At 68.8% G+C, this 23,910-nt stretch carries 23 protein-coding genes and 2 pseudogenes; 10 read left to right on the top strand and 15 right to left on the bottom strand.

All coding sequences use genetic code 11. The annotated features are described in order from the left end of the window. Positions 1–169 precede the first annotated feature (169 nt). Positions 170–523, bottom strand: a pseudogene (locus ACGFU7_RS36555) (transposase); the annotation flags it as partial. 28 nt (positions 524–551) lie between these two features. Between ACGFU7_RS36555 and ACGFU7_RS36550 the strand changes: the two are divergent. Beyond that, a pseudogene (locus ACGFU7_RS36550) lies at positions 552–800 on the top strand (transposase family protein); the annotation flags it as partial. On the opposite strand, the gene ACGFU7_RS36545 reads toward ACGFU7_RS36550, so the two are convergent. The 3 genes from ACGFU7_RS36545 to ACGFU7_RS36535 all read right to left on the bottom strand — a co-directional run bounded on the left by ACGFU7_RS36545 (position 792) and on the right by ACGFU7_RS36535 (position 3,588). Next, positions 792–1,187 (bottom strand): DUF1348 family protein, encoded by a 396-nt coding sequence (locus ACGFU7_RS36545; RefSeq protein ID WP_393701817.1) that lies wholly within the window; start codon positions 1,185–1,187, stop codon positions 792–794. The pseudogene ACGFU7_RS36550 and the gene ACGFU7_RS36545 overlap by 9 nt on opposite strands. A gap of 268 nt (positions 1,188–1,455) precedes the next feature. Continuing rightward, positions 1,456–2,418 (bottom strand): alpha/beta fold hydrolase, encoded by a 963-nt coding sequence (locus tag ACGFU7_RS36540; protein ID WP_393701816.1) that lies wholly within the window; start codon positions 2,416–2,418, stop codon positions 1,456–1,458. Positions 2,419–3,021: 603 nt separating this feature from the next. After that, positions 3,022–3,588 (bottom strand): hypothetical protein, encoded by a 567-nt coding sequence (locus ACGFU7_RS36535; RefSeq protein WP_393701814.1) that lies wholly within the window; start codon positions 3,586–3,588, stop codon positions 3,022–3,024. Positions 3,589–3,943: 355 nt separating this feature from the next. Between ACGFU7_RS36535 and ACGFU7_RS36530 the strand changes: the two genes are divergently transcribed. Continuing rightward, positions 3,944–4,162: a hypothetical protein gene (locus ACGFU7_RS36530; RefSeq protein ID WP_393701812.1), complete on the top strand. Its 219-nt coding sequence runs from the start codon at positions 3,944–3,946 to the stop codon at positions 4,160–4,162. Positions 4,163–4,415: 253 nt separating this feature from the next. After that, positions 4,416–5,066: a PP2C family protein-serine/threonine phosphatase gene (locus ACGFU7_RS36525; RefSeq protein ID WP_393701810.1), complete on the top strand. Its 651-nt coding sequence runs from the start codon at positions 4,416–4,418 to the stop codon at positions 5,064–5,066. A gap of 201 nt (positions 5,067–5,267) precedes the next feature. Here ACGFU7_RS36525 and ACGFU7_RS36520 read toward each other — a convergent pair whose 3' ends face one another. Beyond that, positions 5,268–5,954, bottom strand: a complete 687-nt coding sequence (locus tag ACGFU7_RS36520; protein WP_393701809.1) for a sigma-70 family RNA polymerase sigma factor — start codon at positions 5,952–5,954, stop codon at positions 5,268–5,270. Positions 5,955–6,089: 135 nt separating this feature from the next. Next, entirely contained in the window at positions 6,090–6,878 is a 789-nt protein-coding gene (locus ACGFU7_RS36515) for a hypothetical protein (RefSeq protein ID WP_393701807.1), read from the bottom strand. A 259-nt stretch (positions 6,879–7,137) separates the two neighbouring features. Here ACGFU7_RS36515 and ACGFU7_RS36510 point away from each other — a divergent pair, with 259 nt between their 5' ends. Together ACGFU7_RS36510 and ACGFU7_RS36505 are read left to right on the top strand one after the other, a co-directional pair. After that, the gene (locus ACGFU7_RS36510; RefSeq protein ID WP_393701917.1) at positions 7,138–8,265 is read left to right on the top strand and encodes an MFS transporter; all 1,128 of its coding nucleotides are present in this window, start codon (positions 7,138–7,140) and stop codon (positions 8,263–8,265) included. Beyond that, positions 8,262–9,338: a sugar ABC transporter permease gene (locus tag ACGFU7_RS36505; RefSeq protein WP_393701805.1), complete on the top strand. Its 1,077-nt coding sequence runs from the start codon at positions 8,262–8,264 to the stop codon at positions 9,336–9,338. Before ACGFU7_RS36510 ends, ACGFU7_RS36505 begins: the two co-directional genes overlap by 4 nt. A gap of 10 nt (positions 9,339–9,348) precedes the next feature. Here ACGFU7_RS36505 and ACGFU7_RS36500 read toward each other — a convergent pair whose 3' ends face one another. Further along, positions 9,349–10,527, bottom strand: coding sequence for an acyl-CoA dehydrogenase family protein (locus tag ACGFU7_RS36500; RefSeq protein ID WP_393701916.1), 1,179 nt, complete (start codon positions 10,525–10,527; stop codon positions 9,349–9,351). Between the two features lie 143 nt (positions 10,528–10,670). On the opposite strand from ACGFU7_RS36500, the gene ACGFU7_RS36495 reads away from it, so the two are divergent. Beyond that, a complete protein-coding gene (locus tag ACGFU7_RS36495) occupies positions 10,671–12,452 on the top strand; it encodes a CoA transferase (protein WP_393701803.1) in 1,782 nt (593 codons plus the stop codon). After that, the gene (locus tag ACGFU7_RS36490) at positions 12,449–14,128 is read left to right on the top strand and encodes a class I adenylate-forming enzyme family protein (protein WP_393701802.1); all 1,680 of its coding nucleotides are present in this window, start codon (positions 12,449–12,451) and stop codon (positions 14,126–14,128) included. Before ACGFU7_RS36495 ends, ACGFU7_RS36490 begins: the two co-directional genes overlap by 4 nt. A 121-nt stretch (positions 14,129–14,249) precedes the next feature. Here the strand turns inward: ACGFU7_RS36490 and ACGFU7_RS36485 are convergent, their stop codons facing one another. The 3 genes from ACGFU7_RS36485 to ACGFU7_RS36475 are packed head-to-tail and all read right to left on the bottom strand — an operon-like array spanning position 14,250 to position 16,512. Further along, positions 14,250–15,056, bottom strand: coding sequence for an ABC transporter substrate-binding protein (locus ACGFU7_RS36485; protein WP_393701801.1), 807 nt, complete (start codon positions 15,054–15,056; stop codon positions 14,250–14,252). Then, positions 15,014–15,880, bottom strand: coding sequence for a metal ABC transporter permease (locus ACGFU7_RS36480; protein ID WP_393701799.1), 867 nt, complete (start codon positions 15,878–15,880; stop codon positions 15,014–15,016). Before ACGFU7_RS36480 ends, ACGFU7_RS36485 begins: the two co-directional genes overlap by 43 nt. Further along, entirely contained in the window at positions 15,877–16,512 is a 636-nt protein-coding gene (locus ACGFU7_RS36475) for an ATP-binding cassette domain-containing protein (RefSeq protein ID WP_393701798.1), read from the bottom strand. The genes ACGFU7_RS36480 and ACGFU7_RS36475 overlap by 4 nt, the downstream gene beginning before the upstream one ends. 569 nt (positions 16,513–17,081) lie before the next feature. Between ACGFU7_RS36475 and ACGFU7_RS36470 the strand changes: the two genes are divergently transcribed. Further along, complete coding sequence (locus ACGFU7_RS36470) at positions 17,082–17,318, top strand: hypothetical protein (protein WP_393701797.1); 237 nt, start codon at positions 17,082–17,084, stop codon at positions 17,316–17,318. A 1-nt stretch (position 17,319) separates the two neighbouring features. On the opposite strand, the gene ACGFU7_RS36465 is transcribed toward ACGFU7_RS36470, so the two are convergent. The 4 genes from ACGFU7_RS36465 to ACGFU7_RS36450 all read right to left on the bottom strand — a co-directional run bounded on the left by ACGFU7_RS36465 (position 17,320) and on the right by ACGFU7_RS36450 (position 21,615). Then, positions 17,320–17,847, bottom strand: a complete 528-nt coding sequence (locus ACGFU7_RS36465; protein ID WP_393701795.1) for a copper chaperone PCu(A)C — start codon at positions 17,845–17,847, stop codon at positions 17,320–17,322. Then, positions 17,844–20,141: a heavy metal translocating P-type ATPase gene (locus ACGFU7_RS36460; protein ID WP_393701794.1), complete on the bottom strand. Its 2,298-nt coding sequence runs from the start codon at positions 20,139–20,141 to the stop codon at positions 17,844–17,846. The genes ACGFU7_RS36465 and ACGFU7_RS36460 overlap by 4 nt, the downstream gene beginning before the upstream one ends. Continuing rightward, complete coding sequence (locus ACGFU7_RS36455; protein ID WP_393701792.1) at positions 20,138–20,314, bottom strand: hypothetical protein; 177 nt, start codon at positions 20,312–20,314, stop codon at positions 20,138–20,140. The genes ACGFU7_RS36460 and ACGFU7_RS36455 overlap by 4 nt, the downstream gene beginning before the upstream one ends. Before the next feature lie 791 nt (positions 20,315–21,105). Beyond that, positions 21,106–21,615 carry a hypothetical protein gene (locus tag ACGFU7_RS36450; RefSeq protein WP_393701790.1) on the bottom strand — a complete coding sequence of 170 codons (510 nt, stop codon included), beginning with the start codon at positions 21,613–21,615 and terminating at the stop codon, positions 21,106–21,108. 89 nt (positions 21,616–21,704) lie between these two features. Here ACGFU7_RS36450 and ACGFU7_RS36445 point away from each other — a divergent pair, with 89 nt between their 5' ends. Further along, entirely contained in the window at positions 21,705–21,953 is a 249-nt protein-coding gene (locus ACGFU7_RS36445; RefSeq protein ID WP_393701788.1) for an RICIN domain-containing protein, read from the top strand. On the opposite strand, the gene ACGFU7_RS36440 is transcribed toward ACGFU7_RS36445, so the two are convergent. After that, on the bottom strand, positions 21,868–22,047 hold the full coding sequence (locus ACGFU7_RS36440; protein WP_393701925.1) for a hypothetical protein: 180 nt from the start codon (positions 22,045–22,047) through the stop codon (positions 21,868–21,870). The genes ACGFU7_RS36445 and ACGFU7_RS36440 overlap by 86 nt on opposite strands. Positions 22,048–22,657: 610 nt before the next feature. Between ACGFU7_RS36440 and ACGFU7_RS36435 the strand changes: the two genes are divergently transcribed. Beyond that, the gene (locus ACGFU7_RS36435; RefSeq protein ID WP_393701786.1) at positions 22,658–23,371 is read left to right on the top strand and encodes a tectonin domain-containing protein; all 714 of its coding nucleotides are present in this window, start codon (positions 22,658–22,660) and stop codon (positions 23,369–23,371) included. Positions 23,372–23,910 lie beyond the last annotated feature (539 nt).

Below are 23,910 nucleotides of genomic sequence, written 5' to 3'. Positions count from 1 at the left end.
CTTTTCCAACCTGCCACAAGGGCACGAGCGTTGCCTGGCGGGTGAAGCTCCTGGTGGACGGGTTCTCGGCCAAGATCGCCCGTGTCTGTCAGGAGTTTCAATGACGAAGTCAGGCCACCTGTGCGAGCGGTGGAGTGGGGGTGAAGTCCCGGTGGTCGCGCAGGAGGGCTCATAGCACGCTGGCGCGTCGGCGGGCCAGGGCGATGACAGCCTGGGCGTGCTTGCATCCCTCGGCGCGCTTCTTGAGGTAGAAATCCCGGTTGGGGCCGTCGCGGATGATGCTGGTTTGTGCGGACAGGTAGAACACTCGGAGCAGGCGGCGGCTGTAGCGCTTGGGCCGGTGCAGATTCCCGGTCCGGCGCCCGGAGTCCCGGGGCACGGGTACCGGTCCGGCGGCGGAGGCGAGGTGGCCGGCGTCGGCGTAGGCCGCCAGATCCCCTGCCGAAACAACGAATTCCGCTCCAAGGATCGGGCCCATCCCCGGGAGGGATTCGATGATCTCGGCTTGCGGATGCGTCCGGAACGCCGTCTTTGACCGCCGCCCGGCACCGGGCCTGAAGTGCTGGGAGGACGAGGCGTATCAAGGGGCCGGCGAACCCGTCCGGGTCCCGTTCCGAGGCCGCCGTCTGAAGAGGTGGAAACGCCGTCACAACAGCACCCACGCCAAGATCCGATGCATCGGCGAACAGGCCATAGCCACCCTCAAGGGCTGGCGTCTTCTGCGGAAGATCCGCTGCGTCACCAACCAGATCAGCGACATCGTGAGGGCCATCCTCGTCCTTCACCACGCATCAACGTGAGGTTGGGAAACGCTCATTGATGCTCGTGTGGCGAACGCTCATGAGGCCGTCGTCGCTCAGCTCCCAGTTTTCGTTGCCGTAGGCACGGAACCAGTCGTCGTTGACCGTGCGGTACTCGTAGGCGAAGCGGACGGTGATCCGATGTCCGCCGAACGACCACAGCTCCTTGATCAGCCGGTACTCGAGTTCGTTCTCCCACTTGTGCGTGAGGAAGTCGACGATCTCCTTGCGCCCGTTGATGAAGACAGAGCGATTGCGCCAGCGGCTGTCCTCGGTGCAGGCGAGCGAAACCGCCTCGGGGTTGCGAGTGTTCCAGGCGTCCTCGCCCGCCTGACCTTCTGCACGGCAGTATCGGCGTTGAACGGGATAAGGCGGCTTGCCGGTCATCGTCGGCTTCCCTTCCACTCGTACTCGGTGCGGTAAGGGCGCAGTGGGCCCAGGGTGCCATCGGCGATGCCATACGCATCGGCGCGGATGCCGCGTAACGGCAGGTCGAGAACCGTCACGCTCGCGGAACGGTACGGATCACTCGTACGGCCTTCGGTCCAGCACCTGCGTGCATGGTCCTCGCCGACCGGCCTCCTTCACGCTCCCGTGGAACCGAGGCGCTGCTGAAACAACGCACAAGGGGACTGTGGGTCGAGCCCGTCCGCCGTCAGCGGCGGGCGCGTCGCAGCCGGCGGCCGAGAAGAACAGCTCCCGCGCCGACGATCAGGGAAGCCCCGGCGAAACGAGCCAGGACGGTCCTGGCACGTGCGTCATTCGCGGATCCGCTGGCTGCCAGGGACGGCCGGGCGGAGTCGGGAGCCGCAGCCGCCTGGAGGATCAGGTCGGCGACCGCCTCGGGGTGGGCGATCAGGGACACATGTGAAGAGTTGATCTCCACCGTGTGCGAGCCGGCCCGCTTTGCCTGGAAGCGTTCCTGATCCGGGTTGATGGTCTTGTCCTGTCGGCCTACCAGCGCCCAGGACGGTATCTGCTTCCAGGCCGCGACCTTGGCCTTCTCCGAGAAGGCGGTCGTGGCGACGGGCCGCTGGGTGGCCCCCAGCAGATTCGCCTCGCTCTCCGGCAGGTCTGCGGCGAAGACCTGGTGGACCTTGTCGCGCTTGAGGTACAGGTCGGTCCCACTGCGACCGCTCTCCCGGAACGGGACGGACTTGGTGGCGGTGCCCAGTTCACTGGGGTACCGCGCGGCCAGCGACATGCCGCTCTCACCCACGTCGGGCATCAGAGCCGACACGTACACGAGCGACTTCACCTTGGGGTTTCCGGCCGCGGCCGAGCTGATCACGGCGCCGCCGTAGGAGTGGCCCACCAGCACGACGGGGCCCTTGATGCTGTCCAACACCGAGGCGATGTAGGTGGAGTCGTTGTACAGACCGCGCAGCGGGTTGGAGGGCGCGATCACCGGGTAGCCGCTGCGCTCAAGGCGCGAAATCACCCCGTCCCAGCTGGAATTATCGGCGAACGCACCGTGCACCAGAACCACCGTGGGTTTCGCGCCGGAAATGTCGCCGTCCGCGACAGCCGGGACTGCCGTCGTCGTGCACAGGACCAGGGCACATCCGGCCACGGTGACGTGCGCGCGCGATATGCCGGAGATCGCCAATGAGGTCATGGTGTTCTCGCTTTCCTCGATGCCAACAGCACCTCAGCGTTCACGCAGTGGCGCCTCCGGGCCCGGCAGTACCCCCCAACCGGGTGAAAAGCACGTGCATCGGAGTGATTGGCCGGCCTCGCCTGGCGTGGCAGTACTCGCTTCATCGCAGGGCCACCGACCAGCCGGGTTAGGCCGCCGGAGTGTTCTGGCGCGGTACGTATGGCGGTCAGGCCGAGGAGTCCAGCCGGACCCGTTCGGGCAGCAGGTACAGGGCGGTCAGGGAGGGCGATCAGCACGGCCGAGGTGCGTACCGAGGCAACGATCACTCACAGGGGCAGCTTGACGCCGCGGCTGGATCGGCGGCGTACTCGGGCGGCTGTTGCAGCGTCATGAATCGTGCGCATCAGCCGCGCGTACGCGACACCTCAACTGCTGCCTGGTTCCGAGACCGAGGCACACGGGGCAGGGGACCGCGCCACAGCGTGTGTACGCGGTGGGTGACCAGCCAGGCGAACGACCAGGAACGCCAGGGGTACGGAGGCCAGGTCCGCCTGGCGGGCGGAGGACACCGAATCACAGGCCGGAGAGCAGAAGCTTCCCGTGCCGTCTTCCGTCTGCCCGTCATGCGCACAGAGCGCGCCGGAACACGGCGCCGCATTGCCGCACTCCCCTGCGGATCTGGTCAGTGTGATCGGCCCGGCAGGGTTCCAGACCCCTGACGACGGCGACGGTGACCAGCGCGTAGGTCACATGCGGAACGATGTCGGCGACCCAGTCGGAGTGTGACCACGTGCGCGGGTCGGTCACGCCCAGCACCGTCATCGGGCCGTTGGTTCCGATCAGCGCCCCCACGGTCGCCGTGGCGGTCAGGACCGCGTTGCCTGGCCGCCAGCCGCAGGAGAGGGCAAGGCCGAGCAGGGCGCCCATGCCCACACCCGCTGCCGTGCCGGTGAGGGGGCCCAGGGCTTCGACGCGGTTCTCCCGTACGTTCTCGTCGCCCGCGATCGGAACGTGCAGGGCCTCCGACAGCCGCTCCACGGTGACCTCCGGTGCCTCGCTCGCGCCTCGGCCTCGGATCGCCATGTCCAGGTAACCGACCGTGTTCAAGGCCGTGGTCCCGGCAGCGCCCGCGGCGGCCCCCGCCAGGAGACCACGCAGGTGCCGGGCCGTACCGATAACTCCCGTCATAGGCCGCTCATCCCTTCACGAACTCCAGCAGCGCGGGGTCGACAACCTCCGGGAGCGTCCAGGCGACGTTGTGCGGACTTCCCTCCACCGTCACGAGGGTGAGGTCTTGATCAACGGAGGCAGCGGCCTGGCGGTGTTCTCGTACGGCAGGCTGCGGTGGTCCTCGTAGCAGATGTCAATCGGAGTGCCATTTCCCTGGCCGACGTTGACGATCGCCAAGTGCGCCTCAACTGCCGGTACGGATGCATACCATTTCCAGACCTGCCGCGTTTGCCCGTGCGTCGGCTGGGCTACGTACCGTTTCAGTAAATACACCGAATGGCTCACTCCGCCACCGGAGTCTCAGCGCGACGCCTTGGCCCACATTGCTCTGCCGGCCTCCGTAACAGCATTGGGCATCGCCCACGCCTTCGTGTACGCGGTGACCGGCCCCGACCGCCTCGCGCCCGGCCTGACCTGGGCCTTCCGTGCTGCGGCCACCCAGCACGTGCCGGCCACGCCACCCTCGATGAGTGCGACCCGCGCCCGGGCGGACGCGCCGACTACCTGGGCAGGCACTGCCTTCTCGGCGTGAACCTTCAGGTATTCACCGATCCGACCGGATGGATCGGTGGGGGTTTCACGTACCTCCATCCGAGTGGCGCACCACGATTCTCGGGTGTTAGCTGATGCCACGGGGCCGGCCCGCGCAATTCCGCCATCTACGGCAAGGCTCTGGGGATCGTCTGCTTCTACCGGGACGAAAGACATCCGGCGAGCTTCGACACCGAGGACGTTGCGCCGGCCAACGAACTGGCAGCGCGAACAGTGCTCGCGATCGAGAACGCATGCCGTTTCATTCGCGAGCACAACACCGCGATCACGTTGCAGCGCAGTCTTCTGCACGGATGCTGCCAGAGGTATCGGCCATCAGCTCCGGCTGTTTCTATCTCCCTGGAAAATCCGACGCCTCCTGGTTCGACGTGATCCCCCTCTCCAGTGCCCGCGTCGGTCTGGTCATCGGCCAGGTTCCCGACCACGGGCTGCAAGCCTCTGTGACCATGGGCCGGTTCCGCACCGCAGTGTCAACCCTCGCCGACCTCGACCTGCCGCCCGACGAACTCCTGGTGCACCTCGACGATGTTGCCACCCGCATTGCGAGCGACCACATAAGCGGAAGCGATGTGCTGAACCCGGGCCCGTCCTGCATGTACGCGGTGTACGATCCCGCCACCTGCGAACTCACCCTGGCCAGCGCCGGATGGCCGGAGCCACTGCTGTCTCTGCCCAATGGCTCCGTGACATCGGTGGACATGCCGATCGGGCCGTCATTGGGACACGGCGCCAGCTATGAGAGTTCACACTGCGCGGTGCCGCCGGGCAGTCTTCTGGCCTTCTATTCGGGCTCACTTCTGGGGCGGTCCACCGTAGCCCCGGACCGGATGAAGTCGCTTCGCGCGGCGGTCGCTCAGTCAGGCCGGGGTCCGGCTCGTCCGTAGTTCGCGCAGGCAGGTGGCGGCTGCCGGCGGCCCGGTTCACACGCAGTGGGCGTGCTTGGCGAACCGCAAAGCCCTGAGTCGTTTCCTCTGGCGCCGCGATAACGCGTGCGTGGGTGTTGTCCAGAGGAAGGCAGCGCTGGAGGGCGCTGGCGCGGTTGGTCTCTGCGCCAGCGCCCCGTGGAGCGTGCAGTCTTTGAGTTCTCAGGCGGCTGTGGAGAGGAGTGCCGGAACTCGGCCACAAGAGATCGGTCGTACCGGCCCCGCGTGTGAGGCGAGGGTCTCTGCGTCCTTCAGTAGTCCGAGCAGCGAGCCGCGGGCACGGGCCACACGTGAGCGGACGGTGCCGACGGGGCACCCCATGGCTGCCGCGGCCTCCGCGTAGGGGAGTCCCAGGAGTTGGGTGAGCACGAACGATTCACGGCGTTCTGCCGGGAGGATCGCCAGGAGCTCGGCGAGTGCGATTCCGTCCTCGAAGCCGGGTACGTCGCGTGGTTGTGTCCTCTCGGCGGCGGACTGCCAGTCGTCCCGGTCCGAGATTCTGGGTCGAGCGGCGGCATGGCGAAGACTGTCCACGACAGTGCGGCGGGCGATCGAGAGTAGCCAGGTACGAGCGGATGAGCGTCCCTCGAACCGGTGAAGACTGCCGAGTGCGCGCAAGAACGTGTCCTGGGTGAGGTCATCGGCCGCTTGGGGGTCGGCGCTGAGGTAGGCCACGTAGCGCCAGACGTCGCGGTGCAAGGCGCGTACGAACCGGTCGACGGCGTCGGGGGAGCCGTCGCGTGCGGCCAGTGCCAGTCGTGTCACCGGTTCGTCGGCGCTATGGGTATGACGTGAGGTGCCGTAGTCGGCTGTTGTTGTGGCTTTGTGTGGCGGCAGGGCAGGGGGCATCGCCTGATGTCCTTCCGGGATCCGGGATCTGGCTCCGCGCGTGCGCGGGCCGGTGAGATGTACGGCATCGCCCCTGGGCGATGCCGGTGCCCGAGGCGTGCGGTGAAGGACACCGGCGCGTCGGGAAGCCGGCTGTCAGATGACAGCGATCCCGGACGGTGGACCCCGCGATGTGAGGGCGTGGATGAGGAAGAGCTGCCGCGGTACGCGGACCCGGTGGTCACGGCGGGCCCGGATGCGTGGCCGGTGGGGCGGTGCGGGCAGACGGAAGAGCAGACGCAGCGGCGCGATGATCCACCCGGCGAAGGTGCGCAGCAGGCGGAAAGTGGCTCGTTCTCCGTAGGCGAGCCAGAGGCCGCACAGCAGCGCTGCCAGTAGGTGGGCGGCCAGCATCCCGGCCGGCGACATGCCCACCGTGCCATGCCCGGTGGGCATGGCCGTTGAGGGGTCGGTCATCGCTTGCATGCCGGCATGGGCATGGTGCATTCCACCCGGCATGGTCATGTCCGTCATGCCGGGCGGTGGCTGGTGCAGGCGGCTCCCGAGCCCGGCATCGGTAACGACGCGTACGGCTTCCGCCTGAGAGATCGAGGTGGAGCTCGGACCGCAGAGCAGAGACTGGGCCCATTGCTGGGCGAAGGACGGGCTGTCGGTCACCGAGGGGTGAACCGCTGTCTGAGCCAGGGAGAACCCGGTGTGCAGTGCCGCTTGGGCGACAACCATGGTCGAGGTCACCGCGAGAATGCCGCGTTCACTGCCGCTGAGGAACCAGGCCGTGGCGGCAGTCGCCGCGAAGGCGGCGGCCATGGCCCACCAGGGGACGGGAGTTCCGGACATGAGGATGTGGCCGAGGGCAGCGAGCAGCACGCAGGTGGCTGCGAACACCGCAGCGCGTACCGCGCGACAACATCGGCCTGGAGTCATGGCGGGGCCATCCTTGCATTCCTCCCTCGGTCACCACGGGTGGGTACGAAAAGTTCGGGTCGATGCCTTCAACCTGACGTGTGTGGCGCACGCCACATGCCTCACGGGGAACTGTGGTGCCGTTCGGTCCGACTCCTGACGTGGCCGAGGAACGATCCAGCGGCGTGGGACGGAGACACCGGTGCGGACAGAGCGCGGAAAACCGGCGGCGTCAGCGGCAGGAGCTGACAGGCTGCTGACGGCGCTGCTCACGTGCGCCATGGCGTTCTCGATGCTGCAGCTCTTCCTCATCGGAGCCCTGGGCCCGCGCCTTGTGGGCGAACTGGGGATTTCGCCCACGGTGCTCGGTCTGACGACGACGATCGGATTCGGGGCTGCGGCGGTGCTCTCCCCCGTGGGCGGGCGGATCGTGGACCGGGTCGGACCCAGGCGGTCACTCGTTGCCCTGCTGCTCGTATCCGCCGCTGCTCTCGCGCTGATCGGTGCGGCACCGGGTGCCGGGTTTCTCCTTGGCGCGGTGGCTCTGGGGGGTCTGCCGCAGGCGTTGGCCAACCCGGCTACGAACAAGGCGATCCTGGCGGTCGTTGTGCCGGCCCGGCGGGGTTCGGTGACCGGAATGAAGCAGTCAGGTGTGCAACTCGGGGCGTTCGCTGCCGGGCTGCCCTTGGCCGCGCTGGCCTCAGGGGTGGGTTGGCGTGGCGCGGTGTGGACGGCGTCCGGCACCGCTTTGGCCGTGGCTGTGTGGGCCATGCGGGCGCTGCCTGCCGATCCCCCGGCAAAGGGGGCGCCGCCTCGATCCTCGTGGGTGCCGCGGGGTGCCATCGCCTGGCTGGCGGGTTTCTCCTTGCTGCTGGGCTGTGGCATTGCTTCGGTCAACACCTATCTGGCGCTTTTCGGCGCCCAGGAACTCGGAATGAGTCCCTCGACGGCCGGTGCACTGGTGGCCGTACTTGGCGTGGCAGGGATTGCCGGCCGGGTGGGCTGGTCGAAGGCCGCCCGGCCGGGGCGGGCCGAGTGGCTGCCGGGGTGGCTGGCGGCCGGTGCGGTCGGAGCGGCCCTCTTGCTGGCCGGCGCTCTGCTCGTTCACCCGCTGGCATGGGTGGCGGCGATAGCCGTCGGTGTGTTCGCCGTGTCGGGCAATGCCGTCTCCATGGTGCTGGTGATGCAGCGTGCCGCCCCCGGCCGTGCGGGGCAGGAATCGGCACTCGTCTCCGTCGGGTTCTTCGCCGGCTTCGCCATCGGCCCACCGGTCTTCGGCGTGCTCGCGGAAGCCGGTCACTACGGGCCCGGATGGCTGCTGGTGGCCGCGGAGTTCGCGGCGGCCTGCGCTGTCGCTTTCGTATGGGCAGTGCGGGAGCACAGGCAGCTCACGGTGGCTCCGGCGTGACCGCGGGGGACTGGCCCGAACGCGCCCTCGCGGACGTCCTGCATCGGGTCGGCGTCACCCGAGCCGAAGTCGGCGAACGGTTCCCACTGTTCGCCGACCCGGATACGGGCCGCTGGGAGACGACCGGTCGCGGATCGTGGACCGGCGGATTCTGGGCGGGTCTGCTGTGGCTGCGGGCCCGGCACACCGGTGACGAGGCCGACCGGGACGTGGCCTCGGCCTGCACGGCGCGGCTGGCCGGCTGGGTGGAGGCTGATACTGCCACCCGCGGTCTGATCCTCTGGTACGGAACCGCCCTGGCCATCAGCGACCCGTCGGCGCACGAGCTGCGTCACCGAAGTGCCCGCGCCTGCCTGGACGCGCTCGACCCCGAACTGGGCCTGATTCCTTGGGGATCCGCGTTCGGCGGTCCCAGACTGCTGGCCCGCGTGGACGGAGTGCCCGGCATGGTGCCGCTGCTCGCCTCGGCGGGCGTCGAGGGCGCCGCGGCAGCCGCGTCCCATCTCCACCGGCATATCGATCTGTGCCACGTCGATAGCTCTGTAGTGCCCGCCCTGCGGTTCGAGCCGGACACGGGCTGGCAGGCGTGCGACGACCCGCCACCCGGCTGGAGCCGGGGGCGGCCGTGGCTCTTGCTGGCCGTGGCCGACGCCCTGCACCAGCCCACGACCACGCAGTGGAACCCGCACCGGCTGAAAGCGACGGGTGCAGAGCTGGTCACCGCGCGGACTGGGTTGCCACAGTGGGGCGTTCCGTCGGCTGACGAGGGACAACCGGACGGCCCGCAGGACACCTCGGCTGCCGCGATCACGGCGGTCGCGCTGCTGAAGCTCGCACGTGTCCCGGGACCCCGGGCAGCGGAGTACTCCTCCCGCGCCGTCGCGATCCTGGACCGTCTGGTTACCGCGCACCTCACCGGCCCGGACGGCGCCCGGCCGGCCGGCATGCTGCTGAACGGCTGCTACGACGCCGGGCGGTCAGTCGCCGTGCGCCACGAACTGGTCTGGGGTGACTTCTTCCTGGCCCTCGGGCTGGCAGCCCTCACCGGGCTGGTCGATATCCGGAAGGTGTAGATGTGGCGGCTCAGGTGTCGTAGCCGCGCAGCACGCGACGTGCGATGGACGTGATGTGCAGCTCGTCCGGGCCGTCCAGGATCCGGGCGGCGCGCCCGGTACGGAAGAGCGCGGGCAGAGGAGTGTCGGGTCCCAGGCCGGCCGCGCCGTGTACCTGGATGGCCGCGTCCGTCACCTGCTGGAGCATGCGGGCGGCAGCGACCTTGGCCAGGCCCACCTCTACGTGCGCGTCCAGCCCGGCATCGATCCGGGTCACGGCCTCGTGGACCAGGGGACGGGTCGTACGCAGGGCAAGCAGCGACTCGAAGACATGCTGCTGCACGAGCTGATGACCGCCGAGCGGACCACGCGAGCCGGTACGGGCGTTGGCGCGCTCACACATCAAGTCGAAGGCCCGCTGCGCCTGACCGATCCAGCGCAGGCACCGCAGGATACGGCCGAGCTGGAGCCGTTCTCCGGCGATGGCCAGAGCACTGCCCCGCTCGCCGATGAGATGGTCGCCGGGGACACGGACGCCGTTCAGTTCGATCTCCCACTGGCCGCCCGTGCCGAGGACCGGAAGTTCGCGTACGACGCGGAAGCCGGGCGAGTCGGCCGGTACCAGGAGCAGGGAGAGCCCGCCGCGCTCGGCCGGGGCCCCGTCGGTGCGGGCCAGGACGGTCACCAGGTCGGCGTCGGCTGCTCCGGAGGTGAACCACTTGCGGCCACTGACAGTCCAGCTCCCGTCCGTCTCCTGTACGGCGCGGGTGCGGGTCATGGAGGGGTCGGTACCAGGGACGTCCGGCTCGGTCATTGCGTAGCAGGCACGGAGTTCTCCGGCGGTGAGTCGCTTCGGATACTCCTCGCGTACGCGCGCACTGCCGTGACGGTGCAGCATCAGCACGTCCAGCAGCGATGCCGACCCCAGGGCGGCAGGCCCGTGATCGCTTGCTCCTTCGACCTCGGCCACCTGGGCGTACTCGGGCAGAGAGAGTCCACGACCGCCCAGCTCGACGGGCAACGGGAGGGCCCATAGACCCTCCTTCTGGGCTTGGTCGTGCAGGTCACGCATGGTGTCGGCGGAGGCCGGTCCGCCGGCGTCCAGGACCTTTTCGCACGGCATCACCCGCTCGCGTATGAAGCGGTCCACCTGCCCCCTCAACTCAGCTGCCCCGCCTGCACCTTCAGAGACTTGGTCTCGGTCCTCCACCACTTTCCTCCAGTCTGCCGGGAACCCGTGGAAGCGACAGTCCGACTGTCTCTCCACGGAGCTGGTCGGGCGCCAAGGCGCCCTGGTTCCCGCGTTGAGGACATCCCCGGCGCCGGCCACCGCCGGGCCAGGAGAGGAGAGGCATGGCGACACCAGTCACCACACAGACGGTCCGCCCATTGGACGGACTCGACCTGGACACCTCGGGGCCGCCCGAACTGACCGGCCTTGCAGCGCAGCACCTGCGGCTCCTGGGAGCCCGCAGCCGCCCGGAAGCGGCCGCGCCACAACCCGCGCCAACTGCGCAGATAGCGCTGACCGGCGACGGAATTCTGCCCATCGAAGCAGAGGTGAACTGGGCAGATCCAGAGAGCGGGATCACCGACGAGGCCACCGTCCAGGCCGCCACCGGGATCATGGCCGTGCACGGGCGACGTGACGGCGGGCCGCGTGGCCTGGCCGTCGACTACGCCACCACCGCCGCCTCCGTTCTCACGGTCCAGGGAATCCTGGCAGGGCTCTTGGGCCAGGCCCGCGGGGGAACAACCGCACGCGTCAGCACGAGCGTCGACCGGGCCGGACTCCTGACCGTCTCCCAGTACCTCGCCGCCGCCGGAGCCGACGAAGGTGAGGCCGCCGAACTCGCGCCGGGGGGACCGCCCTTCACCGACGCCGACGGCACACTCTTCGAGCTGGAGACCCTGGACCCGGGGGCCTGGGCTGTGTTCTGGCGGGTCCTGGAGGCGCCCCCCGCGGCGATACGGGCCGGCTGGCGGCCCTTCCAATTCCGGTACGCCACAGCCTGCGCTCCCTTCCCGCAGGCCCTGCATACGACGACACGCGCCCACCCCTGGCAGCGCATCCTCCAGGCGGCAGCGGCCTCCGGCGCAGAGGTCTGCCCGCTGGGATCCCTGGCCGGGCGGGCAGCGGAACACGACGGTGCACCGCCCTGGTCACTCACCTCCCACAGGCCCGGCCACCGCGCCCCCACAGTTCTCCCCACGGCCGAACGGCCGCTGGCAGGGCTGACCGTGCTGGAGGCCGGCCGCCGTATCCAGGCACCGCTTACCGCTCACCTCCTGGGGCTGCTCGGCGCCGACGTGATCCGGATCGAGCCGCCGGGTGGGGATCCGCTGCGCGGCATGCCACCGGCCTGCTCCGGCATCTCCGCCCGCTGGCTCGCGCTCAACCGCGGCAAGCAGGCCGTGGAGGTCGACATCAAAGCCGAGCCCGACCGGCGCCGGCTACGAGAGATGGCGGCAGAGGCCGATGTCTTCCTCCACAACTGGGCCCCCGGCAAAGCCGCCCAGCTCGGTCTCGACGCCGACCACCTGGCCGCGGTGAACCCCGCACTTGTCTACGCGTACACCAGCGGATGGGCCGACCGGATCCCCGGCGCCCCGATGGGGACCGACTTCATGGTCCAGGCCCGCACCGGGGTCGGGGAAGCGGTACACCCGGCAGGCGAAGCGCCCGCACCGTCCCTGATGACCCTCCTCGACGTTCTGGGCGGGCTCCTGGGAACGGAAGCCGTCCTCGCGGGCCTGCTGCTGCGTGAACGCAACCGACAAGGTGTCCGGGTGGACTCCTCGCTGCTCGGGGCGGCCGATGTCCTCATCGCCCCTGCCCTGCGCCGGGCCGCGACGGGAGGGAACGCGAGAAGGCCGGCCGGGTTCCGTCACCCGTTGCGCACCGCTGACGGCTGGGTCGCTCCCACCGATGCCTTCGCCGAAGCAGCCCGCGCTTACGACCTGCGCGGTCTGTCCACCCACGACGCGCTGACGCAGCTTCGCACGCACGGACTGCCCGCGACCGCGGTAACTACCGACCTGGCCGCCCTGCACCACGATCCGCGCTTCGCCGGCTCGATCGGCCGCGACCCGCACGGTGCCCCCGCTGTTCCCGACCCCTGGAGCTTCACGTGACCGTCGCCCTCCACGACCTGCTGCCCGCTGACCTCCGCCGCTCCTGGGTGATCGACGGCACCTGCCCCGACCTCGACCTCTACAGCCTCTTCCGCGCCCGGCAGATCGCGGACCTCCACCGCACAGCGATCCTCGATGCCAAAGGCAAACTCTGTTACACCGCCCTCGACCGCAAGGTGCGATGTCTGGCCACCGGGCTCAGAGACGTCGGCATACGCCCGGGCGACGTGGTCGGCACCCAACTGCCCAACGGCCGCCACGCCGTCATCGCCGATCTCGCCCTGGCCGCCCTCGGCGCGGTGGCGCTGCCCTTCCCGGTCGGCCGCGGCAGCCTGGAAGCCGAATGCCTGCTCCGCCGCGCGGAGGCCGTCGCCGTCATCGCCGCCGTCGAGCACCGGGGTAACCACCACGCCGCGGACCTCCACGCTCTGGCCCCGGCGCTTCCCTCCCTGCGCCACGTCATCGCCGCCGGCCCTGGCAAAACACCTGAAGGAACGATTCCGCTCGCGGAACTGCTTCGCTCCGACCCCAGTGGATTCGTTCCCGCACGGCCGGACCCCGACAGCGCCGCCCGCATCCTCGTCTCCTCCGGCTCCGAGGCCGAGCCGAAGATGGTCGCCTACTCCCACAATGCACTCGCCGGCGGACGCGGCAACTTCCTCGCCTCGCTCATCCCCGACCGGACACCGCCCCGCTGCCTGTTCCTCGTGCCACTCGCCTCAGCCTTCGGATCCAACGGCACGGCCGTCACCCTCGCCCGGCACGGCGGAACTCTCATCCTCCTGGACCACTTCACCCCCGAGGCCGCGCTCGACGCCGTACGCGAACACCAGCCCACCCACATCCTGGGCGTGCCCACCATGGTGCGCATGATGCTCGACCGCATCGACAGCACAGGCGAGAAGCTGCCCGCCCCGACGGCCCTGATCCTGGGGGGCTCCGCGCTGGACGAGACCACGGCGGAGCACGCCGCGAGTGCTTTCGGCTGTCCTGTCGTCAACCTTTACGGATCGGCCGACGGGGTCAACTGCCACACGGGGCTGGGCAGTGTTACTCCAGATGCGGACAGCCAGGGCGTCGTGGCCGGGCGCCCCGACCCCAGGGTCGCGGACATACGCATCACCGACACCGAGACCCATGAACAACTGCCGGACGGCGGGATCGGGGAGATCGTCGCACGGGGCCCCATGACCCCCATGTGTTACGTCGGCTCCCCGGAGCTGGACGCTCGATACCGCAGTCCCGACGGGTGGGTGCGCACCGGGGACCTCGGATTCCTCGACGGTGACGGCATCCTGCACATCGTCGGACGCCTCAAGGACGTCGTCATCCGCGGCGGCGCCAACATCAGCCCCGCCGAGGTCGAGAGAGAACTCGCCGCCCACCCCTTCATACGTGATGTCGTGTGCGTCGGGATCCCGGATGCGTTGATGGGGGAGAGGCTGGCGGCGTGCGTCGTGTCCCGCGCCACGGAGACCCTGACGCTGCAGATGCTGTGCGAGCACCTGACCGAACGGGGACTGGAACAACGCAAGCACCCTGAGCGCCTCTTGGTCGTGGACGAACTGCCCCTGACCCCTGCGGGTAAGCCCGACCGGGCGGCGCTGCGGGCCCGTATGACCGGGATGAGCCGCACCCGCGCGACGAAGGAGGTCCCCCTCGCACAGGCGAGCTGAACGGTGCCACAGCCGGGGCGACTGGGACACCCGGCCGCCCCGGGGACTCTTCCTCATCACATGAACGAGCGAACGTGGGGGGCAGCCCGGCGCTCCGGACTGCCCCCCACGCAGTGCTGCTTCACGATGCGGGCATGGCCTCCTTCAGCACTGTTGCCGCGTTGCGGTATATGGGCAGCAGGTCGAGGTCATCCCCCGGGTAGTTGACGATCTCGACCTGCTTGGCGCCGGAGTCGGGCAGAACCGTGCCGGTCGACATGTGGGCGTTGTCCAGGACGAGGGCGGGTTTCATTTTGCCCAGCTTCGCCAACTGGGCAGGGGTGACGGCTTCGGGCCCGTAGGTGCCGACCAGGTTCGCGCCCGCCAGCTTCGCCGCCCAGGTGGTGAAGACCTGGCTGACGACCACCGGGCTCTTCCCGCCCGGCCACTTTGCCTTGAGATCCTTGGACAACTTGGCGTACTCGCTGTCGAAGGTCGTCTTCCACTGCGCTGCGGCGTCGTCGGTGCCGAACAGCTTGCCCAGCCTGGTCACCTCGGCGTTGATCTTGTCCGCGTCGTTGTCGAGGTTTACCTCGACGAGTTCGGCCTTGGAGTCGGCAGCCTCCTTGATCTTCCCGGCGTACGGTTCGAAGGGGGCGTAGAGCACGAAGTCGGCACCGGCGACAGCCGCGAGATCGGAGGGCTTCGGGTCATAGTCCGGCGCGTGCTGCACGGACTGGGGGACAATGACCTTCACGTCCTCGGCACCCGCAGCCTTCGCCAAGGCCCCTTCCCAGGTCGTGGTGACGACCACCACCGGCTTCCCGCCGTGCTCGTGCTTGTCGCCCCCGCCTTCGGCAGACGACGAGTCGTTTCCGCAGCCGGCCACCAGGGCCAGTGCTGCACTCAGTGCGAGGAGGGAAGAGGTACGGCCGCCTGTGCGCGCCATGAGCTGATTCTCCGTTCGGGTATGAGATGGACGGCGAGGACGGCGGCCCCCGCGGTCAGGACGAGGACCGGCCCGGGCGGCCAGTCCAGCCAGAGTGCGATGAGGAACCCGGTCAGGTTCACGACGATGCCGATGGCAACGGCCCAGAGCGTGATCGACTTCAGCGAGGTGCCCAGGCGGCGCGCGGCGAGAGCCGGCAGGAGGGTGAGGGCGTCGACCAGCAGCGCGCCCGTGAGCTTGATCGCGCCTGCGACGGCGACCGCGACCAGGACCAGCAGTACGAGGGTCAGTGCGCGTACCGCGACCCCGGAGCACTGGGCGAGCTCCCGGTCGTACAGCAGTAGCGCGATATCACGGCGTCGCCACAGGAACAGACCGATGACGACGACTGCGAGCGCGCCGAGCACGACCAGGTCGGCGGTCCCAACGGACAGAATCGACCCCCAGAGCAGCGCGAATGCTCCTGAGGCGTTGATGCCCGAGACCGCGAGTACCAACAGCGCCCCGGCGACCGCGATGCTCATCAGCAACCCCATCGCACCGGACAATCCATCCGGGGTGCGGGCGAGCGGAGCGACTGCGGCCCCGGACAGAGCACATGCCACGAGCGCACACAGCATGGGATCGAGGCCGGTCACGATGCCGACCGCGATGCCGAGCAACGCGACGTGCATCATCGCGAACCGCACCGGCATGATGTCCAGACCCACGATGACCACGCCCACCACCGGCAGCCCGATCGCGGCCAACAGCAGTGCGAACCCCGCTCGCTGAACGGGGAGCAGTTGGAGAAGTTCACCGAGACCGGCGGTCGCGAGAGTCACCGGACCTCCCGCAGACGGCCCGCAGCCATTTCCAGCACCCGGTCGCAGCGCTCCGCCAGCGCCCGGTCGTGCGTCACCACGACGAGCGTCACCGGCAGGGAGGTGAGAACATCGGCCGCTTCCTCCTGGCCCCGGAAGTCAAGGGCGGCGGTGGGCTCATCGGCGAGGAGCACCTCGGCCCCGGCCGCGACACAGCCGATGGCCCGGGCGAGATACATTCGCTGCAACTGCCCGCCGGACAGGGTGTGCAGAGGCCGCTCGGTCAGCGCCCCTACTCCGAGGCGCGTTGCTGCCGAAGCCGCCTCAGCGTCAGCGCTGCTGCTGGCCAGCAGCTCGGTGCCGAGAAGAGGGAAGCGGCCTGCCGCCGGCTTCTGCGGAATCCAGGCGCAGGCACGGCGGCGCCACGCCCACTCCGCGGGCGAGCGAGTGCCTAGCCCGCCGACCAGGATCGATCCCGTCACCTGTCGGTGCAGACCGAGCACCGCACGCAGCAGCGTCGTCTTACCCGATCCGTTGGTTCCGGTCAGCGCCACCCGTTCACCGGCGGCGATCTCCAGATCCACGTCGGCAACGGCCTCAAGCCGGCCATGGCGGCAGGCGACCTCCCGCATCCGCACATCCAGCCCACCCATCACACGCCCCTCGGTCGTCAGCCACAGCCATGCAGGTTGGGTGGCTGGTCAACTTCCCAGCCCCCGGCAGTAGTCGGATGAGAGACGGATTCAGTTCCCAGGAGACGAATTCCGTCCGCGGACATACCGGCGAACAGCCGATGCCACCCTGCACGGCACACAGCCGGGGCCAACGCGACCGCGTGCGAGCCGCTCCGCCGGGCTCCCGCACCTTGCTCGTCCGAAAGAGGTGAGTTGGCGGACGATGAGGAGCTGCCAGTGCCCATTTCGGCCGGCCCAGCGGTCCCGGCAGCTGGCGCACGTCGATGTCGCAACACGACCCCGCGCGGCGTTGCACCCTGCGACGACCATCCGGGGGCGAGCGAGACCTCTCTTATGCAGTCGTTGGCGGTGGCCTTCTGGTTTCCATGCTTCACGCGTTGCTGGAGTCATGGGAAGCACGAGCCCTCCGGGGCGTGCTGCGAGGGCTTGCTTCCCCGGCGCTCGCGGGCTGCGCCGAGCGGGCATTTCCTCTGTGTCCGGTCTGCGGGAGCCGGTTCTGCGGTGGGACGTACGCAGCGGCGGAAGTCATGGCTGATATTGGCTCCATGGAGCCTGTGGCAACGTTCTGCGGTAACTGCAACTGTGGTTGCCCTCAGCTGTTCGTCGATGAGACCGCTCCTGCCGAACGCAGGATCGTGATCACCGACGACTTCGGTCAGCAGGTCCAGATGGGCGCCGACCAGTTCGGCTCCCTCGTCGAGGACGCCAAGGCCGGCAAGCTGGACTCCGTTGTTGCGGGTGAAGCGGCTCTGATCAGAGGCTGATTCAGCTGCCGGGCCGGACCACGGCCGCCAGGGTCTCGACCGGGTCGCTGTGGCGGAAGTGCAGGACGAAGGGAAGCACGTCGCCCACCTGACAGCGGCCCTTCACCTTCACCATCACGTCCACCGTGCTTGCCGACATGGTCAGGGTCTCTCCAGCCGGCAGACCGACTGAGCCGACCATGCTCATGGAGCCTGCACCGCTGTCGTGACGTATGTGCCGGCTGAGCATGGCGCTGCCTACGGCTGCAGAAGTGACGGACACCAGCCGGTCGTCGGCTCCGCCGCTATTGGTGATCCGGAAGAACGCTGCGGTGTCCACGTTGCCGTTGTAGGGCAGAAAGACGCGCCCGTCGCTGATCTCTAGTCGGGGTGGAGTCCCGGCAGCTCCCGACGCAGTCCAAGCGGTCAGACCGCCCAGGGCCACCGAGAAGGCTGCCAAGGGGGCGACCACGGCGAGCAGCCCGTCGTGCAGGCGGCGGCGCGTCGGAATCCAGCCTTCGGTATCGGTCCGTCGCTCGGGGTCCGTCATAGCGGCATCCTTCCTCGGTGGTGCGAAAGTCGTGACGCGGGGTGGCGCGCGGGCGACGGCTGCCAGGCCCGCAGGCGCAGACTGTTGCCCACCACCAGGAGTGAACTGACGGACATGGCTGCGGCAGCGAACATCGGATTGAGCCATCCGACCGCGGCCAGTGGCACGGTGACCGCGTTGTACCCGAACGCCCACATCAGATTGATGCGGATCGTCCCCAGCGTGCGACGGGCGAGGCGGACGGCGTCGGTGACTGCCTCGATATCACCGCGAACCAGAGTCACATCCGCGGCACCGATGGCCACATCCGTTCCGGTGCCCATGGCGATCCCGATATCCGCGCCCGCCAGGGCGGCAGCGTCGTTCACACCGTCACCGATCACGGCGACGCGACGGCCCTCACGTTTCAATCGCCGCACCAGATTCGCTTTGTGCTCGGGACTGCATCGGGCGTGCACCTGAGTGATGCCGAGTTCGCCGGCGACGGCGTGAGCGGTGGCCCCGTGGTCACCGGTGGCCAGAACCGGTTCCACTCCCAGGCGCCTGAGCCGGTGCACGGCCCGGTAACTCCCCGGCCGCAGCACATCCCCGACCGCGATGAGAGCCTCGTCGACGCCGTCCACGCGAACCAGGACTGGAGTGTGCGCGGCCGCTTCGGCTGCGGCCAAAGCCCGCGCCAGGGTCTCTGGAAGATCACCTTGCGCGGCGCGCACCTCCACCTGACGGCCCTCGACGCAACCCGCGATGCCCACCCCGGGTGTTGCCATGAAGCCGGAGACGTCCGGCAAGGGGCGCTCGGGCAGCGAGCGTTGCGCGTACGCGGTGACCGCTCGACCCACCGGGTGCTCCGATCCCTGCTCGGCCCCACCTGCCAACCGCAGCACGGCCTCCCACCCGATTCCCCCCGCTACTACGGTGATGTGGGAGACAGCCATGTGTCCGGAGGTGAGAGTGCCGGTCTTGTCCAGAACGACCGTGTCGATGTGGCGCAGCGTCTCCAGTGCCCGCGGCCCGTTCACCAGAACCCCGAGTTGAGCACCTCGACCTGTGGCGGCGAGAAGGGCGGTCGGGGTGGCCAGCCCCAGTGCGCAAGGGCAGGCGACGACCAGGATCGCCACGCACGCGGTGATGGCCGTCTGCCGGTCTGCTCCGGCACCGAGCCAGAAGCCGAGGACGGTGACCGCCAGTGCCAATACGGCGGGTACGAAAACGCCGGCCACCAGGTCCGCCAGACGCTGAGCACGAGCCTTCCCCGCCTGAGCTTCGGTGACCATCCGCGTAATCCGGGCAAGCTGTGTGTCCGCGCCGACTGCTGTGGCACGTACGAGCAGCATGCCGTCGGCGTTGACAGCGGCCCCGACGACGCTCTGGCCCGGGCCGACTTCGGCCGGGTCGCTTTCCCCGGTGACCAGAGACAGATCAAGAGCCGAACTGCCGGAGACCACCACCCCGTCGGTGGCGACGCGCTCCCCGGGCCGGACGACGAACTCCTGCCCGATGAGGAGCCGCTCGACAGGAATCCTTTGCTCATGACCGCTGTCCCGTACTGTCACGTCCTTGGCGGCCAGACCGGCCAGCGAGCGCAGAGCCTCCCCTGTACCGTGCCGGGCCCGCGCTTCGAGGAACCGGCCGGTGAGGACGAACAGCGGAACCGCGACAGCGGCTTCCAGGTGGACGTGCACGATGCCGCCGCCGGCGGAGGGCAGCAGAGTGAACGGCATGCGCATGTCCGCGGCACCCGCCCCGCCGAGGAACAGGGCATACACCGACCAGGCAAAAGATGAGATGACTCCGAGGGAGACCAGTGTGTCCATGGTGGCGGACGAATGCCGCAGCCCGCGCAACGCGCGCAGGTGGAAGGGCCAAGCGCCCCACAGGACCACCGGAGCGGACAACGTGAAGCACAGCCACTGCCAGTTGCGGAACTGGAGGGAGGGCACCATGGAAAGCACGACTACCGGGACGGCGAGCAGCGCGGTGACCACGAGCCGGTTGCGTTCCGTCGCGGTCTCGACCTGTGTCCGATCGGACTGACCGACCGCTTGCCGGGGTTCGGGGGCCGTAGGGCGTTGGGCTGTGTAGCCCGCGCGTTCGACAACGGCCACGAGATCGTCCGCCGTGACCTCAGGGGGGTGACTCACCCTCGCCTGTCCGGTGGCGAGGTTCACCGCGGCGGTCACCCCGTCAAGCTTGGCCAGGCGCTTCTCCACGCGATTCACACAGGCCGCGCAGGTCATACCACCGACGATCAGGTCGGTGGTCGTCAGCGCACTCTCCGACTGTGCTGTCGTCATCCTTCACCACCCGAGTGCATGTCACCCATGCCACCGCCGTGCGGATCGGTCTGGCCGCCGCCACTGCCACCCGTACTGGTGGAGTGGATCCCGGGTGCTACCGGGCCGACGACAGTACCGATCTTGTACGCGAAGGCGAACATCGCCACAAGCAGCACCAGAAAGCCGATCACCCCGGGGGCCGGTACCCACCGGGGGAGACTCTCAACGTTGCGTAGGTCTGGTTGCTGTACTTTCATCGCCGCTCCAGATGTGGGCACGCGCTGATGGCACAGCGCGAGGACGGAGGATCGTCAGGGCCCGACGGTCGGTGCCGCTTGCCCACGGCCCTCATGCTGGCACTGACAGATAGCCAACAATCCCCATATAGGAGCCTGTTGTGCGTGACTCTTCTCGCGGCATTTCGCTGGAACTCAGCCCACGGTTGCCACGACTTCCTTTTTCAGGGGACTGATCTGGACATCGAGATGTCGCGCGCGGGAGCGCCTGCTGCCGTCGTCCCCGCGGTCGAACACGAGCAGCAGGGTCTTGTCCGTCGTAGGAAGGCCCTGCTCACCGCTTTTGACCTTCTGCGGTTCTGAGGACGCCTGGACGCCTTGCGAGTGAGCATGTGCTTCGGCCGCAGGGCACGATGACGACCTGGGGACGAGCGTGTTGGAGAGTGCCGACCGCGCCGGGGCGCTGAGCGTGATGTCCGATAACCGTTAGGTGTGACTGAGCACGATAGTTGGCCCGTCCGGCCAAGTAGGTGCTCAGATTCGGCGGCACCGGCGAGCGGGCGCTGCCAGTGGTGCCAACCGTCGCACGCAGCCGCGTCACCGACCTCACCGGTCGAGTGGACTGGAGCCGAGCTTGAGGCCCACCGCGCCGGAGCCTAGAGGAAGGCATTTCCTACTTCTTGGCCACCTCCTACGACAATTGACTGTAAAGGTACTGTCGCTGCCTGTTCCATCCCGTGGACGGTTCACAGGTGCCGTCTAGCAGGGATCGGCACACGTCCCTGAGGCAGAAAGCCGGCGTCGTGTGAGTGGCGGCGTTGTTGACTCCCCGCCTTCGACTCAGGTGGAGGAGTGCTCTCATGGCGGATGTGCGCCCAGGCCGACGGCAGGCCATCGTGCTGGGTGCGGGCTTCGCCGGGCTGGTCGCGGCTCGTGTGCCGGCCGACCACTTCGATCAGGTCGTGGTCATTGAGCGGGACGACTTGGCCGGCGAAGGCGCGCGGCGCGGAGTGCCGCAGAGCCATCACCCGCACGCCTTCCTGGCTCGTGGCCATGAAATCCTCCAGCAGCTCTTCCCGAGTCTTGCCCCCGAGCTCCTCGCACTCAGGGCCTGCAGCGCGGAGATGCTGAGCGAAGTCCGGTACGTCTTCCAGGGACATCCGATCAAACAGGTCTCCATTGGCCTGCACGTCACTCTCGCTTCCCGGCCATTCATCGAGGCGCGGATGCGCCGCCGTGTGAGAGAGCTGGCGCACGTGGAGGTCCGTGAGCGGTGGGAGCTGTCCGGGATCACCGCTGAGGGGCCGCGGGTGACCGGGGCACAGGTCGTTTCCCTGGACACGGGGTGCGCGAGACACTCAGCGGAGACTTGGTGGTGGACTGCCTGGGGCGCAGCGGGCGTAGCAGTGCGTGGCTTGAGGACGCACCGAACCAGCAGTGGAAGTTTGTTGCCACCACTGCCGGCTACTACACGCTCCGGGCCGTGAACAGCGAGAAGTGCTTGGCGGTCAGCAGCGCGCAGCGCCGTTCTGGGTACTCGCACCGTCGACCGAAACGCACTTCTGGCTGTTGCGGGCCACGAGCTCCGCAGTGAACGTCGCGGCGGAGGCGGCAGGGGCCTGCACGGTGACGAGCAGACCGGCAGCCACGACGGGGGCGACGGTTGCGGACCAACGGCGAATCTTCATAACGCTCCAAAGCTGGAACCGACTTGACGGACAAGAGGTAACGGAACCATCGGTTCCGCAGCTGCCGGATGCCGCAACAGGCCCCCAGATGGGCTAACTCGCGAGCGCGGCGGTGACGGCGTCGGCCGGGTGTGCGCTGTCCCCAGCGGGCAGGCGCCGCCGACTGAATCTCGGCCTGGCGCATCGTTCGCGTTAGTCCGTACGGAACCGACCACAACGAACCGTTCGGCGCGCCAGGAAACCACTCCCCAGCGGCGGCGCCGAGGCGGCCATGCCCCTGCAGAGGCAGCGCAACGCCGTCTCCCGCTCTGCCGGCCCGTCCTCACCACGGAACCTCACAGGTGTCTGCGAAGCCGCACCGCCAGGGCCGGCCGGGCTGCCCGGGCGGATACACGGGCTGGCGATCTTGTCGATCCTCCCGGGGCAGGACAACGCTTCCGGCCGGAATGGTGCCGGCCAGACCGCTCCCGCCCTTGTCCCGCAACCCAATAAGAGCTGAAACCCTGATTTGCTGGCTTGTTTGGTATGAAGACAAGCGTTCACCTGCCTTATTGCCTTATCCAACCGCAGAGAATGGCAGCCACCACTGGTTTGAGGAAAGGTGATTGGCATGGCGGATTGGGTGAAGGTCGCGGGCAGTCTCTCGGCCATCTCGGCGGGGTCCAGGACGACCGTGTGGGGCGTGAACGCGGCAAGCGCGATCTACCGCTACACCAACTACGACGGCAACCCGTGGATCAACATCCCCGGGGCGCTCAGTGACATCGGTGCCGCGTCGGACGGCACGGTGTGGGGTGTCAACGGGGGCAACCAGATCTTCCGGTACACCGGGGACCAGGACGGCGCGAACCCGTGGAAGAACATCAACGGCAGCCTGGTCCGCATTGACGCGGGCTCCCGGACGAACGTGTGGGGCGTGGACTCGGCCGGCAGCATCTACCGGTACACCAACTACGACGCCAATCCGTGGATCAAGATTCCGGGGGCGCTGAGTGACATCGGCGCGGGGGCCGACGGCACCGTGTGGGGCGTCAACGGCGGCAACCAGGTCTTCCGGTACACCGGGGACCAGGACAGCGCGAACCCGTGGAAGAGCGTCCACGGCAGCCTCAAGCGCATCGCGGTGGGCTCCCGGACCAACGTGTGGGGCGTCGACCCGGCCGGCAGCATCTACCGGTACACCAACAACGACGCCAGCGGAACCAACCCCTGGATCGCTATCCCCGGCAACGCCACCGACATCGCCGCAGGGGCCGACGGCACCGTGTGGCACATCAACAGCGGAGGCGACATCTACCGGTACACCGGCGACCAGCCAAGCTAATCCTCACCCTCCCCACCGTTCGTGCGGGCCCCAACCGGACAGGTCGGGGCCCGCACCCGTGTGCCCTGAACCGGGGCGACCCGGGCGGTGGAGAGGGCGGTGATCGTGCGGTCGATCCTTACGCCGTGGACGGGTGTGCGCAGCGCTGGAGTCCGGCCGCACCTCATGGACGGCAGTGCTGGAGGCGGTCCGGCTCGGCCCGGAGGACGACGCCACCGCAGTGGCCGCCAGCCAACTCCGCGACGTCGTCGAGCGCCTGATCGAGGCCGGTCGCCGGCGACGACGCGCCTGCCTGGTGGACAGGGCGAACCAGCTGCACCGGTCAGAGCAGAGGGTGGGCTACTCCCGGGGCACCGCTGTTCACATTCCGGAACGTGACATGAGACACGGGATCGGTCCGGCCAGGCATGCTGAAGGGGCGTGGGGGCGGCCCCCCCCCCCCGCCCCCCCCCCCCCCCACCCCCCCCGCCCCCCCCCCCCCCCGCCCGCCCCCCCCCCCCCCCCCCCCCGCGGGGGGGGGGGCGGGGGCGCGCGCCCCC

The sequence above is a fragment of the Streptomyces sp. NPDC048473 genome (genome assembly GCF_043200155.1).
Classification (GTDB): domain Bacteria; phylum Actinomycetota; class Actinomycetes; order Streptomycetales; family Streptomycetaceae; genus Streptomyces.
Note: the sequence above shows the minus strand (reverse complement) of the source record. Positions and strands in the feature narration are given on the sequence as shown.

Excerpts from the sequence above, each read along its gene's own strand:
- ACGFU7_RS36545 (WP_393701817.1), bottom strand. The coding sequence starts at position 1,187 with ATGACCGGCAAGCCGCCTTATCCCGTTCAACGCCGATACTGCCGTGCA.
- ACGFU7_RS36540 (WP_393701816.1), bottom strand. The coding sequence starts at position 2,418 with ATGACCTCATTGGCGATCTCCGGCATATCGCGCGCGCACGTCACCGTG.
- ACGFU7_RS36535 (WP_393701814.1), bottom strand. The coding sequence starts at position 3,588 with ATGACGGGAGTTATCGGTACGGCCCGGCACCTGCGTGGTCTCCTGGCG.
- ACGFU7_RS36525 (WP_393701810.1), top strand. The coding sequence starts at position 4,416 with ATGCCGTTTCATTCGCGAGCACAACACCGCGATCACGTTGCAGCGCAG.
- ACGFU7_RS36520 (WP_393701809.1), bottom strand. The coding sequence starts at position 5,954 with ATGCCCCCTGCCCTGCCGCCACACAAAGCCACAACAACAGCCGACTAC.
- ACGFU7_RS36515 (WP_393701807.1), bottom strand. The coding sequence starts at position 6,878 with ATGACTCCAGGCCGATGTTGTCGCGCGGTACGCGCTGCGGTGTTCGCA.
- ACGFU7_RS36510 (WP_393701917.1), top strand. The coding sequence starts at position 7,138 with ATGGCGTTCTCGATGCTGCAGCTCTTCCTCATCGGAGCCCTGGGCCCG.
- ACGFU7_RS36495 (WP_393701803.1), top strand. The coding sequence starts at position 10,671 with ATGGCGACACCAGTCACCACACAGACGGTCCGCCCATTGGACGGACTC.
- ACGFU7_RS36485 (WP_393701801.1), bottom strand. The coding sequence starts at position 15,056 with ATGGCGCGCACAGGCGGCCGTACCTCTTCCCTCCTCGCACTGAGTGCA.
- ACGFU7_RS36475 (WP_393701798.1), bottom strand. The coding sequence starts at position 16,512 with ATGGGTGGGCTGGATGTGCGGATGCGGGAGGTCGCCTGCCGCCATGGC.
- ACGFU7_RS36470 (WP_393701797.1), top strand. The coding sequence starts at position 17,082 with ATGGCTGATATTGGCTCCATGGAGCCTGTGGCAACGTTCTGCGGTAAC.
- ACGFU7_RS36465 (WP_393701795.1), bottom strand. The coding sequence starts at position 17,847 with ATGACGGACCCCGAGCGACGGACCGATACCGAAGGCTGGATTCCGACG.
- ACGFU7_RS36460 (WP_393701794.1), bottom strand. The coding sequence starts at position 20,141 with ATGACGACAGCACAGTCGGAGAGTGCGCTGACGACCACCGACCTGATC.
- ACGFU7_RS36440 (WP_393701925.1), bottom strand. The coding sequence starts at position 22,047 with ATGAAGATTCGCCGTTGGTCCGCAACCGTCGCCCCCGTCGTGGCTGCC.
- ACGFU7_RS36435 (WP_393701786.1), top strand. The coding sequence starts at position 22,658 with ATGGCGGATTGGGTGAAGGTCGCGGGCAGTCTCTCGGCCATCTCGGCG.